General features: G+C 35.2%; 16 protein-coding genes and 2 tRNA genes. 16 read left to right on the top strand and 2 right to left on the bottom strand.

Translation table 11 applies throughout. The features are described 5' to 3' along the window. Window positions 1-73: 73 nt before the first annotated feature. Window positions 74-1,561, top strand: coding sequence for a sodium-dependent transporter (locus QZU75_RS07565; protein WP_296882727.1), 1,488 nt, complete (start codon window positions 74-76; stop codon window positions 1,559-1,561). A 29-nt stretch (window positions 1,562-1,590) separates the two neighbouring features. Here QZU75_RS07565 and QZU75_RS07560 read toward each other — a convergent pair whose 3' ends face one another. Then, entirely contained in the window at window positions 1,591-1,752 is a 162-nt protein-coding gene (locus QZU75_RS07560; protein ID WP_296882726.1) for a hypothetical protein, read from the bottom strand. A 144-nt stretch (window positions 1,753-1,896) separates the two neighbouring features. On the opposite strand from QZU75_RS07560, the gene QZU75_RS07555 reads away from it, so the two are divergent. From QZU75_RS07555 to QZU75_RS07520, 8 genes are all read left to right on the top strand, one after another. Then, entirely contained in the window at window positions 1,897-2,268 is a 372-nt protein-coding gene (locus QZU75_RS07555) for a flagellar protein, FliL (protein ID WP_296882724.1), read from the top strand. A 4-nt stretch (window positions 2,269-2,272) separates the two neighbouring features. Continuing rightward, window positions 2,273-2,557, top strand: a complete 285-nt coding sequence (locus tag QZU75_RS07550) for a hypothetical protein (protein WP_296882722.1) — start codon at window positions 2,273-2,275, stop codon at window positions 2,555-2,557. Window positions 2,558-2,675: 118 nt separating this feature from the next. After that, on the top strand, window positions 2,676-3,407 hold the full coding sequence (purC, locus tag QZU75_RS07545; protein ID WP_296882720.1) for a phosphoribosylaminoimidazolesuccinocarboxamide synthase: 732 nt from the start codon (window positions 2,676-2,678) through the stop codon (window positions 3,405-3,407). Between the two features lie 9 nt (window positions 3,408-3,416). Beyond that, a complete protein-coding gene (gene purS, locus QZU75_RS07540; protein WP_296882718.1) occupies window positions 3,417-3,683 on the top strand; it encodes a phosphoribosylformylglycinamidine synthase subunit PurS in 267 nt (88 codons plus the stop codon). Between the two features lie 9 nt (window positions 3,684-3,692). Continuing rightward, entirely contained in the window at window positions 3,693-4,337 is a 645-nt protein-coding gene (purQ, locus tag QZU75_RS07535) for a phosphoribosylformylglycinamidine synthase subunit PurQ (RefSeq protein ID WP_296882716.1), read from the top strand. Between the two features lie 10 nt (window positions 4,338-4,347). Further along, entirely contained in the window at window positions 4,348-5,064 is a 717-nt protein-coding gene (gene cobA / locus QZU75_RS07530; protein ID WP_296882713.1) for a uroporphyrinogen-III C-methyltransferase, read from the top strand. A 4-nt stretch (window positions 5,065-5,068) separates the two neighbouring features. Further along, entirely contained in the window at window positions 5,069-6,853 is a 1,785-nt protein-coding gene (gene glmS, locus QZU75_RS07525) for a glutamine--fructose-6-phosphate transaminase (isomerizing) (RefSeq protein ID WP_296882711.1), read from the top strand. A 397-nt stretch (window positions 6,854-7,250) separates the two neighbouring features. Further along, window positions 7,251-9,113, top strand: a complete 1,863-nt coding sequence (locus QZU75_RS07520; protein ID WP_296882709.1) for a carboxypeptidase-like regulatory domain-containing protein — start codon at window positions 7,251-7,253, stop codon at window positions 9,111-9,113. Here QZU75_RS07520 and QZU75_RS07515 read toward each other — a convergent pair. Further along, window positions 9,108-10,322, bottom strand: a complete 1,215-nt coding sequence (locus QZU75_RS07515) for an MnmC family methyltransferase (RefSeq protein WP_296882707.1) — start codon at window positions 10,320-10,322, stop codon at window positions 9,108-9,110. The two genes, QZU75_RS07520 and QZU75_RS07515, sit on opposite strands and share 6 nt — an antisense overlap. 208 nt (window positions 10,323-10,530) lie before the next feature. On the opposite strand from QZU75_RS07515, the gene tgtA reads away from it, so the two are divergent. The 7 genes from tgtA (at window position 10,531) to QZU75_RS07480 (ending at window position 16,827) form a co-directional block, all read left to right on the top strand. Next, window positions 10,531-12,510 (top strand): tRNA guanosine(15) transglycosylase TgtA, encoded by a 1,980-nt coding sequence (gene tgtA, locus QZU75_RS07510; protein WP_296882705.1) that lies wholly within the window; start codon window positions 10,531-10,533, stop codon window positions 12,508-12,510. 4 nt (window positions 12,511-12,514) lie between these two features. Further along, the gene (locus QZU75_RS07505; RefSeq protein WP_296882704.1) at window positions 12,515-13,183 is read left to right on the top strand and encodes a class I SAM-dependent methyltransferase; all 669 of its coding nucleotides are present in this window, start codon (window positions 12,515-12,517) and stop codon (window positions 13,181-13,183) included. Between the two features lie 152 nt (window positions 13,184-13,335). After that, a tRNA-Gly gene (locus tag QZU75_RS07500) sits at window positions 13,336-13,409 on the top strand. Between the two features lie 9 nt (window positions 13,410-13,418). Further along, window positions 13,419-13,492, top strand: a tRNA-Gly gene (locus tag QZU75_RS07495). Window positions 13,493-13,637: 145 nt separating this feature from the next. Beyond that, complete coding sequence (locus QZU75_RS07490; RefSeq protein ID WP_296882703.1) at window positions 13,638-14,675, top strand: hydroxymethylglutaryl-CoA synthase; 1,038 nt, start codon at window positions 13,638-13,640, stop codon at window positions 14,673-14,675. 12 nt (window positions 14,676-14,687) lie between these two features. Further along, window positions 14,688-15,845, top strand: coding sequence for a thiolase domain-containing protein (locus QZU75_RS07485; protein ID WP_296882702.1), 1,158 nt, complete (start codon window positions 14,688-14,690; stop codon window positions 15,843-15,845). Between the two features lie 25 nt (window positions 15,846-15,870). Further along, entirely contained in the window at window positions 15,871-16,827 is a 957-nt protein-coding gene (locus QZU75_RS07480) for a DUF1848 domain-containing protein (protein WP_296882701.1), read from the top strand. Window positions 16,828-17,023: the final 196 nt, after the last annotated feature.

Here is a 17,023-nt window from a genome sequence, read left to right as displayed (position 1 = left end):
TTTTTAAACTAAACCTATTTATTATGCTAACTATAAAAATATACTACATAATTTAGATAGGAAAATGAAAATTATGGCAGATAAAAACGAATGGGGCAGCAACCTTTCATTCATCCTTGCAATGATTGGTTCTGCAGTTGGACTTGGAAACATTTGGAGATATCCTTACGTGCTCTACTCTAACGGAGGAGGAGCATTCTACATTCCTTATATCGTAGCGATTATACTGATGGGAATTCCGTTTTTAATTCTGGAGTATGGTGTAGGATATGATTTTAAATCTTCTTTTCCAAAGGCGATTAGGAAGATTCACTCCAATTGGGAATTTTTAGGCTGGCTTTTGCCGGTTGCTGTATTTATGATTATGATTTATTACTCAGCTATTCTGGGCTGGGATGGAATTTACATGATTTTGAGTTTCACCAAGGGATGGGGTGCAAATCCTGATGCATTCTTTGCAACCACTCTTCTTCAGTCCTCTGAGTCAATTTCCGGTTTGTTCCATTTCATTCCTCTTATTGCTGTTGCAATGCTTGCAGGTTGGGTAATCATTTGGTTTATTTCACATCGTGACCTTGAAGAGGGTCTTGGAAAAGTATCTAAAGTTTTAGTGCCTGCATTATTCGTAATCATGGTTGTTATTGTAGGTATTTCTTTGACTTTGCCTGGTGCTTCAATTGGGCTTGCAGAGCTGTTTAACCCGGATTGGTCTTTGCTTGGCCACTTTGAAATATGGATGGCTGCATTTGGCCAGATTGTATTTTCATTGAGCCTTGGAATGTCAATCGCATTTACATATGCAAGTTATACTGGAGAAGATGCTGATTTGATTACAAATACAATCTCTATTGCTCTTGCAAATTCACTTTTTGAAAACTTTGCAGCTTTAGGTGTATTTTCAATTTTAGGATACATGTCTTTGCAGTCCGGAACTGCGGTGGCTGACCTTGTAACTCAGGGAACAGGTCTTGTATTTGTAGTATATCCTACAGTATTTAACGTATTGGGTCAGTGGGCTTACGTTTTAGGACCTCTGTTTTTCCTTACAGTTTATCTTGCAGGTCTTACAAGCATTCTATCAACAATTGAGCCGTTGTCCTTTTCAATTCAAAATAAATTCGGACATTCAAGGTCTAAAACAATGACTATTCTGATTATTTTCGGTGCAGTTGTATCAATGATTTATGCAACCTCATATGGAGGTTCTGTTCTTGGATATGTTGATACATTCATCAACCAGATTGCACTGCTTTTAGGCATTATTCTTGAGTGTATAATATTTGCATGGATATTCAACGCTGAAAAACTGATAGGCTTTTTAAATGCAAGATCCAAAACAATCAAACTGGGTAAATGGTGGCTTGTAATTGTCAAATTTATTCTTCCGATTTTCATTGCAGTCGTTTGGATTGGAGGAATGATTGATGTAATAAATAATTCAACATCTGACCAGCTGATATTTACTGTCATTGTAGCGGCAATTTTACTTATTTCAACTGTTATATTTACAGTATTGCCTGCTAAAAGCCCTGACTGGGATGATGTCGAAGAAAGACTTTAATGGTTATCTTTAACCATTTCTTATTTTTTTTATGTAAAAAATTTACTTAAATCGGATGTATTATTTTCTTTTAAAACTAAATCTATGGTGATTGTTCCGTTTGAATCTTCAGTAATTGATTCTTCAAAATTATTTGGATTTTGAGTGCTCTCGCTAGCTTCAGTGTAGTAAATGCCAATCATCAAACCCATGATGCATAATAATAGCATGAGAAGTATTGCGGTATTTTTCAAATCCATGATTTTTATTTTATTTTTTGTTATATATAAAGTAATAGAAAAGTATTTTAATAGCTAGGGTCATAAGATTAATGAAAGCTTAAAAGAGGTGATAATATGAAAGGCTTTATTCTAGTCATATTATGTATTATTGGAGCATTGCTAATCGTTGGCGGTGCTGTAGCCTACTCTTTTATGAGTGAATTAGGTGTTAATATGGAAAATATGGATTCAAATACAATAAACAATATAAAAGATAAAGTAATTGATGTTGCATCTTCTGACAGCTCTAGTTCTTCATCCGACTCACAATCAGGCGGTAGCGACATTGTAAGTGAAATAATCAAGTCCAATGGCCAAAATGGTGAAGGACAATATCGTGAAGTGACCTACAAGGACGGTGGATTTAGACAATATGACACCGAATCAGGTAAACTTATAGGCTCTTCATACCAATCAGACCAAGGAAGTCTGCCTAATCTGGAATGATTAAATGTTATTTAAGGATTTGATAGATCATTTTGATATACAAGGTGACTTTCCTGATTATCTTTTGGAACAAACCTTCAACCCAATATTTCTTGATGGAGATTTTTCCAAATTGGATAACAATTATAAAATAGTGGTTACAACAAGACAAAACGTTACTCATCAGATGTTTATAAAACCTGATGATGATTATCCTATTACAATAATGTCAGAGCTTCCAAACGGCTCGCTTAATGGGATGAAATTCGGCAGGACTGCTGATGATGTGGCATATGTCAATAAATTATAATCACTTTTCTTTTTTTATTTTTTTCAAATTTATCTAAAACTGCATTCATTTTAACTAATTTTATATAATATATTAATTAAAAATTATATTATAATAATTTAATAATTTTGTTGATATCATGGACAAAAAAGAGTTAATTAACGGTGGAAAAGTAAAAAGTGTATTCACTACCGATAACGAAGATCAGGTCATTATCGAGTTTAGAGATGACATCACTGCTGGTGACGGTGAGAGAAAAGAGGTTATGAACAAAAAAGGAGCATACAATGCAATTATATCTGCTAAAATCTTTAAAGTTTTAGAAGAAAACGGCATTGAAACTCAATTTATTGACCTTCCCGAACCTAACGTAATGCTTGCAAAAAAACTTGAAATGATTCCAATCGAAGTTATTGTAAGAAATATAGCAACAGGAAGTTTGGTTCGCAAATACCCAATTTCAGAAGGAACCAAATTGGATCCCCCAATAGTTCAAATGGATTATAAGGATGATGAATATCATGACCCTATGCTTAATCGTTCCCTTATAAAGGCATTAGGAATAGCCAGCGACGAAGAAATTGATATTCTGGTTGAAAAGGCATTGAAAATCAATGAAATCCTGACAGAATTCTTTGCAGATGCCGGAATCATATTGGTTGATTACAAAGTCGAATTCGGTAAGGATAAAGATGGAAATATTCTTTTGGGTGATGAGATATCTCCTGACGGATGCAGATTATGGGACAGTGAAACACTGGAAATGTTGGACAAGGAATTATTTAGAAAAGGTAAAGACGACGAAGTTATGGAAGCTTACATAGAAGTGTATAACAGAGTCATTCCTGATGATGAAAAATTTGATTTTTAGGTGAGTTAAATGTTATTTGATATTGAAGTTAAAATTTCTCTTAAAAGCGGTATGTTAAACCCTGAAGCTACACAGGTTGAAAGGTCTCTTGATTTATTAGGTTACGAAGTTAAAAACGTTAAAACTGTTGAAACCATTAAATTCCAAATGGAAGGTGAGGACAGGGAAGCAATCAGAGCAAATGTAGTTGACATGTGTGAAAGATTACTTTGTAATCCTGTAATTCATGATTATAAAATCAATGTCATTCCACAGAATATGGCTTGCGGCAAATAAGGTGAGAAAATGAAAATTGGTGTAATTAGATTTCCAGGAACCAACTGTGACAGGGATGTCGCTCAGGCTATTGAATTGGCCGGCCTTACTCCTGAATACATTTGGTGGAGTGAAGAAAATCTGACTGACTATGACGGGATTGTCATTCCTGGAGGATTTTCATATGGAGATTACCTTAGAGCAGGTGCTATGGCTTCAATTACTCCGGTAATTGATGGAATCAAAGCATTGGTAAAAGAAGAAAAACCCGTTTTAGGAATTTGTAACGGTGCACAGATTTTAGGTGAAATAGGTCTTGTTCCGGGAATTTTTATTACAAACGAATATCCTAAGTTCAACTGTGAATGGGTTGAACTTAAAGTGGGAACAAACAGGACTCCATTTACCAAGGCATTTAAAAAAGACCAAATAATCAAGCTTCCTATCGCACATGCTGAAGGAAGATTCTATACTGAGGATATTGACTTGTTAAAAGACCAGGATCAGATAGTATTGCAGTTTGAAGGCAAAAATCCTAACGGTTCTATGGAAGCAATTACAAGTGTTTGTGATGAATCAGGTCTTGTCTGTGCGATGATGCCTCATCCCGAAAGAGCTTGTGAAGAATTATTTGGCTCTGATGATGGTTTGAACTTTTTTAAAGGATTCTTATAGAGTGATTTAGATGGTAGTTTACTTGATTGGTGCGGGTCCTGGTGATGCTGATTTAATAACTCTTAAAGCAGTTAAAGCTCTTAACAAAGCAGATGTTGTCTTATATGATTATTTGGCCAATGAAGAGATATTGGCCCATGCTCCTGAAGATGCCGAAAGGATATATGTCGGTAAAAAAGCGGGTGAGCATTACAAGACACAGGATGAAATCAATGAATTGATTATTGGTCAGGCTCAAAAGCATGAAAATGTTGTAAGGCTTAAAGGCGGAGACCCTTTTGTCTTTGGACGTGGCGGAGAAGAAATATTGGCTTTAATGGAACATGATATCAAATTTGAAGTTATTCCTGGTGTAACCTCAGCTATTGGAGCACCAACTTCCTTGGGACTACCCGTTACTCACAGAGCGGTTGCAACATCACTTACAATTGTTACCGGCCATGAAGATCCTACAAAAGCTGAAAGTCAGGTGCATTGGGATTACACAGCCGATACATTGGTTATTTTAATGGGAATAGGTAACATTAAAGAAAATACTGCTGAGATAATGAAATACCGTCCTGCTGAAACTCCGGTTTGTGCAGTTGAAAGCGGAACACTTCCAAACGAAAATGTTGTGTTTGGAACTTTAGGCGATATTGCAGATAAAAAAATCAATACTCCTGCCATTTTAATAATTGGGGATGTTGTAAATCTTTATCAGGATATTTACGATTATCAAAGGTGATTAAATGTGTGGAATTGTAGGTTGTATATTAAAAGAAGATGAGGATGTAGCTCCTATTCTTTTTGATTGTATTTCAAAACTGGAATACAGGGGATATGATTCAATAGGTCTTGCTACATTTGACGATAATAAGATACACATTAAAAAAGATAAAGGTAAAATTGAGGAAGTTAACAGAAGTCTGGATTTAACAGATATGCCTGGTCATTTCGGTATTGCTCATGTACGCTGGGCAACCCACGGGGATCCATCCAAATTAAATGCCCACCCTCATATAGATGGGGACGGCACTGTTGCTGTTGTTCACAATGGTATTATAGAAAATTACTTGGAGATTAAAGAAAAATTAACTCTTGAAGGTCATGTATTCAAATCAGACACTGACACTGAAGTTATTCCGCATCTTATTCAGAAATTTATGGATGAAAAATTTGACCTTGAACATGCTGTTAGAAAAACAATCGAAATTATTCAGGGAGCTTATGCAATTGCGGCAATCTCTTCTAAAGAACCTGAAAAAATTGTTGCAACACGTAAAGATTCTCCATTGATTGTCGGTTTGGGAGATAACGGATATTACTTGGCATCCGATTCTCCGGCCATTTTGAAATATGCAAAAGACATAATCTATCCGGAAAAGGGAGAAATAGTCATTGTTGATAAGGAAGGTGTCGTTGTACATGATGAATTTGACAATGTGGTCAACAAGGAAATAGAAACCATCAATTGGACACCTGAAATGGCTGAAAAGGAAGGCTATGATCATTTCATGATTAAAGAAATTAACGAACAGGCAACAGCCGTTAAAAATACTTTAACCCAACAGGAAAATATTCAGCAAATCATAGATGATTTTGATGACATCCAAAGAATCTGTTTTGTTGCTTGCGGTACATCTTATCATGCATCTCTGACCGGAAAATACCTTATTGAATCTCTTGCAGGAATTCCAACAGATGTTATTCTGGCTTCTGAATTCAAATATTCTGCCAATACATTGAATGACAAAACTCTGGTTATTTTCATATCACAGTCCGGTGAAACTGCTGATTCACTTAAGGCATTGGATGTTGCCAATCAGACTTCAAAAACATTGGGTATCGTTAATGTTGCAGGTTCTGCAATTACCAGAAGGGCAGATTATGTAATCCAGACTCAGGCAGGTCCTGAAATAGGTGTTGCTGCAACAAAAACATATGTTGCTCAGCTGACTTCAATATATTTATTTGCAGCATTATTGTCAGGCAATAATGAATTGCTAGAAGAGCTGGCTAAAGTACCGGAATTTATCGAAGAGGCACTGGAACATGAAAATCTGGTTATGGAACTTTCAAAAAGATACAACTATGCACGTGATTTCTTCTATTTGGGAAGGGGATATTCATACCCTACAGCTCTTGAAGGTGCTTTAAAACTTAAGGAAATTACTTATATTCATGGTGAAGGATATGCTGCCGGTGAACTGAAACACGGTCCTTTGGCTTTGATAGATGAGGGCATTCCTGTTGTCGTTGTTATTCCTCCTGGAGACAACTACAGAAAAACCATGAGTAATATGGAAGAAGTCAAATCTCGTGGCGCTAATGTTTTGGCGATTGGTGCTGAAGATGATCAGTCTCTTAAATCCAAAGCTGATGCGGTTATTCCAATAAACTCTGAAGTAAAAGAGATTATTGCACCATTGGTATATATTGTGCCGTTGCAGTTGATTGCATATTATATTACTCTTGAAAAGGGCCATGACCCTGACAAGCCTAAAAATCTGGCAAAATGTGTAACTGTTGAATAAGGTTTTTTACCTTATTTATTTTTTTTTAATTTTTTTCATATTTGGTCTTTAAATTAAATTCAGACAATTTTAAAAACTTATTTTTTAAATCAATTGATTTATAAATTTTATAATTTCGTTTTAACTTTATTTTAAGGGGTAATATGTAATTTTACATATTTCAGATATGTAAAGCTTTTGATAACTATTAGTAACTATAAAAATTCGATTTTCAATTAAATTTTGTCTTTTGATTATAATTTCAATTGATTTAATGTATTTATTCTATTTTTAACCTTATTAAACTTTATTTTAGCTAAATTAATGATATTTATGCTTTTTTAGAAAAACAAAAGCTTTTTATACATAAAACATAATAAGATTAATAAAACAAAAAATGTTAGATGGAGTTAACATAATGTTTAATAAGAAAATTAGTTTAGTTTTAATTACCTTGGTGTTTATGTTATCACTGTCTGTGGTTTCCGCTGTGGATTCCAATGGAACTGATGATGTAATTGCTGGGGAAGTTGATGAAGAGCCTCCTTCGGTTGGTGTTTCAGACATATCCGAAAGTGAGGACATATTAGCTGCTGATTCTAATAATAATTATAAGTTTAGCAGCAACAGTAATGGAACTTACTACAGTGGGGGAAGTTATGATTTTATTTTATTTAATAACAATGCTCCTGTAGAAAATGCTTCCGTTACATTAAATGTTAATGGAGTTGAATATACTCTAAATACTGATGCATCTGGAAAGGTATCTGCTCTGCTGAATTTGAGTGCGGGCACTTATAAGGTTTCAGCATCTTACAAAGATGTGTCTTCTATGGATAATGTTAAAGTATTGCCTTTGGTATCTGGTAAAGATTTAACTAAAATCTACAAGAGTACTGCTCCATACACAGCCACTTTCTTAAAAAATAATGGTAAAGTTCTGAAAAATACAAATGTCAAATTTATTTTGAACGGTAAAACCTATACTAAAAAGACAAATTCAAAAGGTGTGGCAAGCATTGGAATAGGTTTGGGTGTAGGAACATATACTATTTATGCAGTTCATCCGGACGGATACACAACTTCAAATAAGATTGTTGTAAAGACTTCAGTTATTGCTAGTGACCTTTCCAAACGTTATTTAAGTTCAAAAGTATTTTCCGCAACTTTCTATGGTAAGAATGGAAAACTGTTGGCAAATAAATACGTCACATTCAAAGCTCATGGAAGTGCTTTCAAGGTCAGAACAAATTCAAAGGGTGTTGCAAAGTTAAGTGTTATTTCAAAACCTGCCACATTTAAGATTTATTCAATAAATCCTGAAACAGGCGAGCAAAAAACTAACACTGTAAAGATTTCACCTACAATGACTGCAAGTAAGATGACAGTATTTTCAGACAGGACTTCAACATTCAAAGTAACATTATATAAAAATGAAAAGCTGGTTAAAAACGCTAAAGTTTACGTTTATATTAAAAATTCCAAAAAAACTTTAAAAACTGATGCTAAAGGTGTTGCTAGTGTAAATTTCAAATTGGCTAAAGGAACATATACATTCAAATCATATGATCCATACACCCAATCAAGCATAAATACTAAAATCACTGTTATTTCACCTACTATTAAAGCAAATAACATTGTTGCACCTTCAAATAAGCTTTCAGTATACACAGTAACTCTCTTAAAACAGAACGGTAATGTTGCAGGTAATTCTGATGTTCAAATTACATTCAATGGTCAGACTAAAGTTTATAAAACAAATGCAAATGGTGCAGCTACCATTTCTTTCAATCTGACTGAAGGTACATATAAAATAAACTGTAAGGATTTGAGCAATAATTATACCTTAACCCGAACAATTACTGTCTATGAATCCAATATTGGAACTTCTTACAATCAATATGGAGTTTCAGAAGACGGATATTCCATTTTGGCTATTGGTAGGGCTTCCTCAGCAGGTGAATACAGTAAATACGGTTATACATTTTACATGACTGAATTTGACAGAACATGTCCGTATTGTCATAGTCATGAGTTGTACTGGAGTATTTTCTTTGCAGGCTCAGAAATAGCTAATTGGGGTAAGTTCCCGGCTACAGGAAATGTTGAGGGCAGTAGCGCTGAAGGTATCATTGTCTGTGCAAACTGTGACAGTGACTGGTCTGTATTCGGACACAATCATGGTGGTTCAGGAGGAGACTTGACTCCTACATCACCTACAACTTCCTGTACCAAACAGGATGCATATACTTTAAAAAGCGGAAAATTTGTAAAATCATAATTTTCCCATTTTAACATTTTTTAATCTTTTTTTCATTTCTAAAATTCTGTTTCTTGAATTATTTTTTTCGTCCTGCTTTTTTGAATAGCTGTTTTCACATTCAACAATGTAATATGCTTCTTTTGATGTTGTTGATGGAATGTTCATCTTGGCAAGGTTTCTCTCGACACGTCTTTTCAGTTTTTCATCATCCATTTCTGTGGCCAAAAAGATTGGAGTTTTGACGGCTGATGATATTTTGGTGGTGTGGCGTGCATTGTGTCTTTCTTCGGTTCGTGCTTCGAGGATGCTGTCACTGTCGTTGTTTAAGCCAGGGTCTCTAAATGGAATTCCCACATCAGACAGTGCAATTCTTATTTCGTCGTTTTTTGGAAGTGCAGTATCAAGCATCAAAGGATTTGGGCTGGCCAGTGTGCCTCCCTGCTTTCTTCCAAATATCGGGCCTTGGCCGATATAGAAGTCAGCTTCAATGAATGCATCTCTTATTGGTGCAGCTGAGGTATAGGTTGCAACGATTCCGTCATCCTTGATTACTCTTCTGAACTCTTTGAAAAATTCAAGTGAAAATAATTCGGGAGCCATGTTCTGACTGAAGGGATCTAAAAATATTGCATCATAGGTGTCATCTTTTAGCTTTTGAACTGTTTGTCTTGCATCCTCAATGTAAACATTGATGTGGATGTTTTCTGGAATTTCGGCAGTTTCCAAACTTAAAGTTGCGTAATCTTCGGCTATAAGTTCATCTTCAATGGCCTTTTTTGTAATGTCATGCTCTTCAATAGGTGAAGGCACAAAAAGTCCGCATGCAAGTGTGGCCTTTGAAATTTCGACCATATCAATGGTCAATGTTGATTTTGAAGAATTTTTAATGAAATCAGCGATTGCAGCAGATGTGTTGTATCCTATTCCTGCACAGATGTCTAAAATCGCAATATCTTCATCATAGTTGAACTTCATCGGTTTGATAAATTTCTCAAATGACTCACTTATTGCACCGGTAGATGTATGTAATGTCTCAACTTTATGATTTATTTCTTTTGAATTAATAGAATAAGATCCATCATCTGTTAAAACAAAATAATTGTTGTAAGTATCAAAAAAATTAACCCTTCCTTCAATATTTCGACTACTTTTTTCCTGACTAAAACATTCATTGACTAAATCAAAAATATCGTCGTTGATTACTCTTGCATTATTTTCATAACTCATTGTATCTAGGATTATTTTAGATTTTTATTAATTATAAATTTTTTAAATTGAAAAATTTGATTCTAAATTGTATATGGGCAAAATTTATATAATTTCTAGTTTAATGTTTATTTAGATATTTGCACTCAAATTTATTTTCGATTAATTTTTTTGCAGTGAATTGATTTTTTTAAAGATATTATATTTTCAATTTAGGTAAGGTTAGATAATGTTTGAAATTAAAGCTAAAGATAATATGGGGCGTGTAGGTGTTTTGAAAACAAAGCATGGTGATGTCAAAACCCCTGCATTAATGCCGGTTATTCATCCGCGAAAACAGACAATTGATGTTGGAAGATATGGTGCGGATATAGTAATTACCAATGCATACTTAATTTACAAGGATGAAAAGTTAAAACAGGAAGCTATAGAAAAAGGATTGCATGATTTAATCAATTTCGACGGACCGATTATGACTGATTCCGGGTCTTTTCAGCTGTCTGTTTACGGTGATGTGGAAATTACAAACAAGGAAGTCATCGAGTTTCAGGAATTAATCAAATCAGACATTGGAACAAGTTTGGATATTCCGACAGCTCCTTTTGTTGACCGTGAAAAAGCGGAAAGTGATTTGGAAATTACCATTGAACGTGCAAAAGAGGCTGTTGCATTCAAAAAAGAAAATAATATTGAAATGCTGTTGAATTCTGTGGTTCAGGGTTCAACATATTTGGATTTAAGACAGGAATGTGCAAAGGAACTCTCAAAACTTGACGCTGACTTGTATCCTATAGGTGCTGTTGTTCCGCTGATGGAATCCTATCACTACAAGGACCTTGTAGATGTTGTAATGAATTCCATGAAAGAGCTGTCAGATACTGTTCCCCGCCACCTGATGGGCGCCGGCCATCCTATGATATTTGCCCTGTGTGTTGCAATGGGATGTGACCTGTTTGACTCAGCGGCTTATATTTTATATGCAGAAGATGACAGACTTTTGTCCACTCGAGGAACATTTAAGTTAGAAAACCTCCAGGAAATGCCGTGCTCATGTGATGTATGTACCAAATACACTCCTGATGATTTAAGGGCAATGCCTAAAAAGCAAAGAAGAGATTTGATTGCAGAACATAATTTACATGTTTCATTTGCAGAATTAAGATTAATCAGACAGGCAATCTATGATGGTAATTTAATGGAACTTGTAGAAGAGAGATGCAGAGCTCATCCTGCACTTTTGGATGCTGTAAGACAGTTGGGAAATTATTCTGCTGATTTGGAAAAATACGACCCTAGAAGCAAAAAGTCAGCATTTTTCTACACCGGCCCTGAATCCCTTTGCAGGTCAGAAGTATTAAGACACATGCAGAAACTGCGCCAGATGCCTAAAAAAAGAGATTTGGTGATTTTACCTCCATCAAGAAAACCGTACTCCAAATTCGTCTCTGGAAAACTGGGTGATTTTTATATATTCGGCAAAAAACAGGAAATTGATTTGGATAATACTGACTTTATGGTTCTTGATGTTCCATTCGGATTGATTCCTCTTGAAATTGATGAAGTTTATCCGTTAAGTCAAAGTGATGCTCCAAAAACCCGTGATGTTGACAGCATTGAATTCATGGAAGATTTCATAGCTGAATTTGTTGAATACTATGATCAGGTTTTAATCCATTCAAGAGTTGTTAAAAACTTGGATATGGATTTGGATGAACATGAAATCTCAACTGATGAAATAAGGTATGAAAAAGATGATGTTAAAAAAGTCAAGGCCATTGCAGATTATCAATTCGGTATTGGAGCAGGTGAGGCACTTTTTAAAGGCAATATTAACATAGAAAAGAGTAAAAAGACAGGTAAAATCAGACATATCTACGATGGAAAAACATTGATTGTCAATATGAGGGCATCAGATTCCTATCTGATTTTATCAAAAGAAGGTGCAAAAAGACTTCACTCAGCAATGCCTTATCCGCAAAACAGAGTTGTTGTCAATAAGGACTCAGAACCATTTGCACTTGATGGAAAAAGTGTATTCTGCAAATTCGTTACTGAATGTGATGAAAATATAAGAACAAAAGATGAAGTTTTAATCGTTAATGAAGATGATAAATTGCTTGCTTATGGTAAATCTCTTTTAGGAGCCTGTGAAATTGAACAGTTTGAAACTGGACAGGCTATTAAAACACGTAAAGGAATGAAGAAGTGATATTATGAGTGACAACGGTAAAGTAAATACTGGCCACAATATTGAAGATAAGGAACTTATCAGAAATGCAAGAAAACCTGAAGGCGAACTGGGTCATCAGATACTGGACAGAATGAACCAGTCTCATGAAAGCATGGCCCAATGGGGTGTAAGCCATTTTAAAGTTTGCCCGGACAGCAAGATACTGGATATCGGTTGTGGCGGCGGAAGAAACATTGAAAGGTTTGCAGCACAGATATCCGAAAACGGCAGGGTTGTAGGAATAGATTATTCTGATGTAAGCGTTGAAAAATCAATAGATCTTAACCGGAAAGCTGTTGATGATGGAATTGTCAATGTGTTGCAGGGATCTGTTTCTGAAATGCCGTTTTATGATGAAACATTCGACATTGCAACATGCTTTGAAACAGTTTATTTCTGGCCGGATTTCATCAATGACCTTAAAGAAGTAAACAGGGTTCTTAAAAAAGACGGATTCATATTTATCTGCAATGAGGCTGTATACAGGGAAGGACAGATGGATAAATATGATGACCTGGTGGAATTGTTGGACATGAAAATATATTCTGAAGATGTTTTGAAGGAATCTCTTGAATCTGCAGGATTTAAAGATTTTAAATCTTATATCGATGATGAAAACGATTGGATTTGTGTTATTGCTCATAAAGCTTAAACACAATTCTTATTGTTTTAATTTTTTGTCTTTTTTAGAGTATTTTTAACTGTCTATTAAATGCTCAAATTAATTTTTAAACAAATTTTTGACATATAATGCAAACCTTTATATATTATTAAAACATAAGTTTATTTGTTGTTAGTTTTCATGCGGTGTTAGTCCAGCCTGGTTAAGACTCTAGCCTGCCACGTTAGAGACCCGGGTTCAAATCCCGGACGCCGCATTTTTTTATGCAGTTGTGGTATAGTCTGGTTATTACTTGGGCCTTCCAAGCCTACAACCCGGGTTCGAATCCCGGCAACTGCATCAAGTAATAAATACTTTTTTTAAAATTCTTATTTTGTCTAAAAAATAGCTATTTTTTAGTTAATTTTATATAATAATAAAAATATAATATTAATAATTAAATTAATTTTTAATGTCGTTTAAGATTATTATTTAAGGTGATTTAATGGTAGGAATCGTAGGATATGGTGCACATGTACCATCGTATAGAATTAAAGTAGAGGAAATAGCTAAAGTTTGGGGGGATGACCCTGTAGCTTTATCTAATGGATTGGTTGTTAATGAAAAATCCGTACCTTCTGCTGATGAAGACACTGCAACTATTGCAGTAACTGCTGCTAGACGTGCTCTAGCAAGAGCTCAAATTGATCCAAGTAAAATTGGTGCTGTTTATGTTGGTTCTGAATCACATCCTTATGCAGTAAAACCAACTGCTTCCATTGTTGCTGAAGCAGTTTGTGCAACACCAAAATTAACTGCTGCTGATTTGGAATTCGCATGTAAAGCAGGAACCGCAGGTATCCAAATGTCCATGGGTCTTGTTCAATCCGGTATGGTTGAATATGCATTGGCTATTGGTGCAGACACTTCACAAGGAGCTCCTGGAGATGCTCTCGAATACACTGCATCCGCAGGCGGAGCTGCTTACATCATCGGTGAAGATAATACGATTGCAGATATCGAACATACTTGCAGTTTTACAACAGATACTCCTGATTTTTACAGAAGAGAAGGTCAGGACTATCCGTCTCATGGTGGTCGTTTCACAGGAGAACCTGCTTATTTCAAGCATGTTTTAAGTACAGCAAAAATGTTATTTGAAGAAACAGACTCAAAACCTGAAGATTATGATTATGCTTGTTTCCATCAGCCTAACGGAAAATTCTACCTCAGAGCAGGTAAAAAATTAGGTTTCACATCCGAACAAATTAAACAAGGGCTTTTAACCCCAAATATTGGTAACACCTACTCAGGTGCAGTGCCTCTTGCTCTTTCTAATATTTTGGATGTTGCTGAACCTGGAGATAAAATATTTGTCATCTCATACGGTTCTGGTGCTGGAAGTGATGGATTTACAATAAAAGTAAAAGATGAAATTGTCGAAAGAAGAGAATTAGCTCCAAAAACACAGGAAATCATTGATGATAAAACATATGTTGATTATGCTGTTTATGCTAAATTCAAAGGCAAAATTAAAATGTAAGGGGGCTTAAATATGAGAGATGTTGCGATTATCGGAGTTTCACAAACTAAATTTGGCGAATTATGGGATTCTTCCTTTAGGGATTTAATTGCTGAAGCAGGTATAAAGGCTTTAGTTGATGCAAACATTGATGGAGATGATATTGAAGCAATGTTTGTTGGAAATATGTCATCCGGTCTTTTTGTAGAGCAGGAACATATTGCAGCACTTATTTCCGACCACGTCGGTCTTAATCCAGTTCCAACCACAAGAGTTGAAGCTGCTTGTGCATCAGGAGGCCTTGCATTAAGACAGGGAATCATGGCTGTTGCATCTGGATTTCATGATGTTGTAATTTCAGCGGGTGTAGAAAAAATGACTGATGTCGTTGATGCTACTCCGGCTATTGCTACTGCTTCTGATCAGGAATGGGAAGCACAGCAAGGAGCTACTTTCCCGTCATTATATGCAATGATTGCTAAAAGACATATGTATGAATATGGAACCACTCGTGAACAGTTAGCACAATTTTCAGTAGTAAACCATAAAAATGCATCTAAAAACCCAAATGCACAATTCCCATTTGAAGTAACAGTGGATAAGGTTATTAACTCCACTATGGTTGCAGATCCATTAACATTATTGGACTGTTCTCCTGTAACTGATGGGGCTGCCGCTATTGTAATGGTACCTGCTGAAGATGCTAAAAAATACACTGATACTCCAATTTATGTAAAAGCTTCTGCACAGGCTTCTGGAACATTAACATTACACGACAGAAAAGATATAACTACCATTGAATCTACAAAAGTGGCATCCAGAAAAGCTTATGAAATGGCAGGAGTAACACCTAAAGACATAGATTTAACTGAAGTGCACGACTGTTTCTCCATTAATGGACTTTTAGCTGTAGAAGATTTAGGATTTGCTGAAAAAGGTAAAGGAGGAATAGCTATTGAAGAAGGTCAAACTGAAATCGATGGTGATTTCCCAATTAATACCTCTGGTGGTCTTAAAGCACGTGGACACCCATTAGGTGCTACAGGTATTGCTCAAGCTGCTGAAGTAGTATGGCAACTTAGAGGAGAAGCAGGTAAACGTCAGGTTGACGGTGCTGAAATCGGTATGACTCACAACATTGGAGGTACCGGAGGTACTGCAGCTGTACATATTTTCGCAAGAGATTTATAAATCTCTTTTATTTTTTCTTTTTTTTATGATACTAAATACTGGTACAAGAACAGATATCCCTGCTTTTTTTAATAAATGGTTTTTAAACAGAATTGAAGAGGGTTTTGTACTCAGCAAAAATCCATATAATAATCAGATTTATAAATATAATTTCAATCCCAAAACTGTTGATGTCATATGTTTTTGTTCCAAAAATCCAAAACCACTGGTAAGGAATTTGGACAGGCTGTCTGACTATAATCAGTTCTGGTTTACAACAATAACTCCTTACGGCAAAGATATTGAAGTCAATGTTCCTAATTACAAAAAAGTTATAGAAACGTTTAAGAAGCTGTCTGAGTCACTTGGAATCAATGCTGTATCCTGGAGATATGACCCGATTTTCATAACTGAAAAGTATTCCTTGGATTTTCATGTAGATATGTTTGAGCAGATGGCCTCTGAATTGCATGAATACACATCAGACTGTACAATCAGTTTTATTGATTTATATCAAAAGGTTTTAAGGAATTTTCCCGAAGCCCGTGAAGTTACAACAGAGGAACGTTTGGTGATTGGTGAAAATTTTGCAAAAATTGCCGGTGAATATGATATGCAAATGAAAACATGTGTTGAAGGCACACTGCTTGATCCGTTTGGTTTTGATTCAGCAGGGTGCATGACTCGCCAGGTTCTTGAGAAAGCTATTGGAAATAATTTAAATGTCCCTAAAGGAAAATACCATAATCGTGAATGCAACTGTTTAATGGGAAGGGATATTGGATTATATAATACATGTATGCATGGATGCAAGTATTGTTATGCCAACAGCAACATGAAGCTGGTTAAAAGGAATCAAAAGTTGCATAATCCGGATTCACCATTGCTGATTGGTGAAGTTAGTGATGGTGATGTTGTAATAGAAGTCAATGAGTCTAGTTATATTGAAACTCATGAAAAAGTAGTACCACTTACACGTACTTTTCAATCAACTTTGTTATAGACTTTATCGGATGTGGTTATTTAATGTTTTGGAAAAATTTTCACGAAAGTTAATTTGAATAGCTATTTAAAAAAATGAAATCAACTAAATATTAATGTGTTTTATCACAACGTTTGCAAATATAACGCTGAACCTTCACATTAGTTTTACCAATTTCTTTAAATACTAATGTTCTTTTTGTAAAACCATATTTAAC

It is taken from the genome of uncultured Methanobrevibacter sp., from assembly GCF_902764455.1.
Lineage (GTDB): Archaea > Methanobacteriota > Methanobacteria > Methanobacteriales > Methanobacteriaceae > Methanocatella.
The sequence above is the reverse complement of the archived record's forward strand: the minus strand, read 5'-3'. Positions and strand labels throughout refer to the sequence as shown.

Coding starts and splice junctions, on each gene's coding strand:
- QZU75_RS07565 (WP_296882727.1), top strand. CDS start 74: ATGGCAGATAAAAACGAATGGGGCAGCAACCTTTCATTCATCCTTGCA.
- QZU75_RS07560 (WP_296882726.1), bottom strand. CDS start 1,752: ATGGGTTTGATGATTGGCATTTACTACACTGAAGCTAGCGAGAGCACT.
- QZU75_RS07555 (WP_296882724.1), top strand. CDS start 1,897: ATGAAAGGCTTTATTCTAGTCATATTATGTATTATTGGAGCATTGCTA.
- QZU75_RS07550 (WP_296882722.1), top strand. CDS start 2,273: ATGTTATTTAAGGATTTGATAGATCATTTTGATATACAAGGTGACTTT.
- purC (WP_296882720.1), top strand. CDS start 2,676: ATGGACAAAAAAGAGTTAATTAACGGTGGAAAAGTAAAAAGTGTATTC.
- purS (WP_296882718.1), top strand. CDS start 3,417: ATGTTATTTGATATTGAAGTTAAAATTTCTCTTAAAAGCGGTATGTTA.
- purQ (WP_296882716.1), top strand. CDS start 3,693: ATGAAAATTGGTGTAATTAGATTTCCAGGAACCAACTGTGACAGGGAT.
- cobA (WP_296882713.1), top strand. CDS start 4,348: ATGGTAGTTTACTTGATTGGTGCGGGTCCTGGTGATGCTGATTTAATA.
- glmS (WP_296882711.1), top strand. CDS start 5,069: ATGTGTGGAATTGTAGGTTGTATATTAAAAGAAGATGAGGATGTAGCT.
- QZU75_RS07520 (WP_296882709.1), top strand. CDS start 7,251: ATGTTTAATAAGAAAATTAGTTTAGTTTTAATTACCTTGGTGTTTATG.
- QZU75_RS07515 (WP_296882707.1), bottom strand. CDS start 10,322: ATGAGTTATGAAAATAATGCAAGAGTAATCAACGACGATATTTTTGAT.
- tgtA (WP_296882705.1), top strand. CDS start 10,531: ATGTTTGAAATTAAAGCTAAAGATAATATGGGGCGTGTAGGTGTTTTG.
- QZU75_RS07505 (WP_296882704.1), top strand. CDS start 12,515: ATGAGTGACAACGGTAAAGTAAATACTGGCCACAATATTGAAGATAAG.
- QZU75_RS07490 (WP_296882703.1), top strand. CDS start 13,638: ATGGTAGGAATCGTAGGATATGGTGCACATGTACCATCGTATAGAATT.
- QZU75_RS07485 (WP_296882702.1), top strand. CDS start 14,688: ATGAGAGATGTTGCGATTATCGGAGTTTCACAAACTAAATTTGGCGAA.
- QZU75_RS07480 (WP_296882701.1), top strand. CDS start 15,871: ATGATACTAAATACTGGTACAAGAACAGATATCCCTGCTTTTTTTAAT.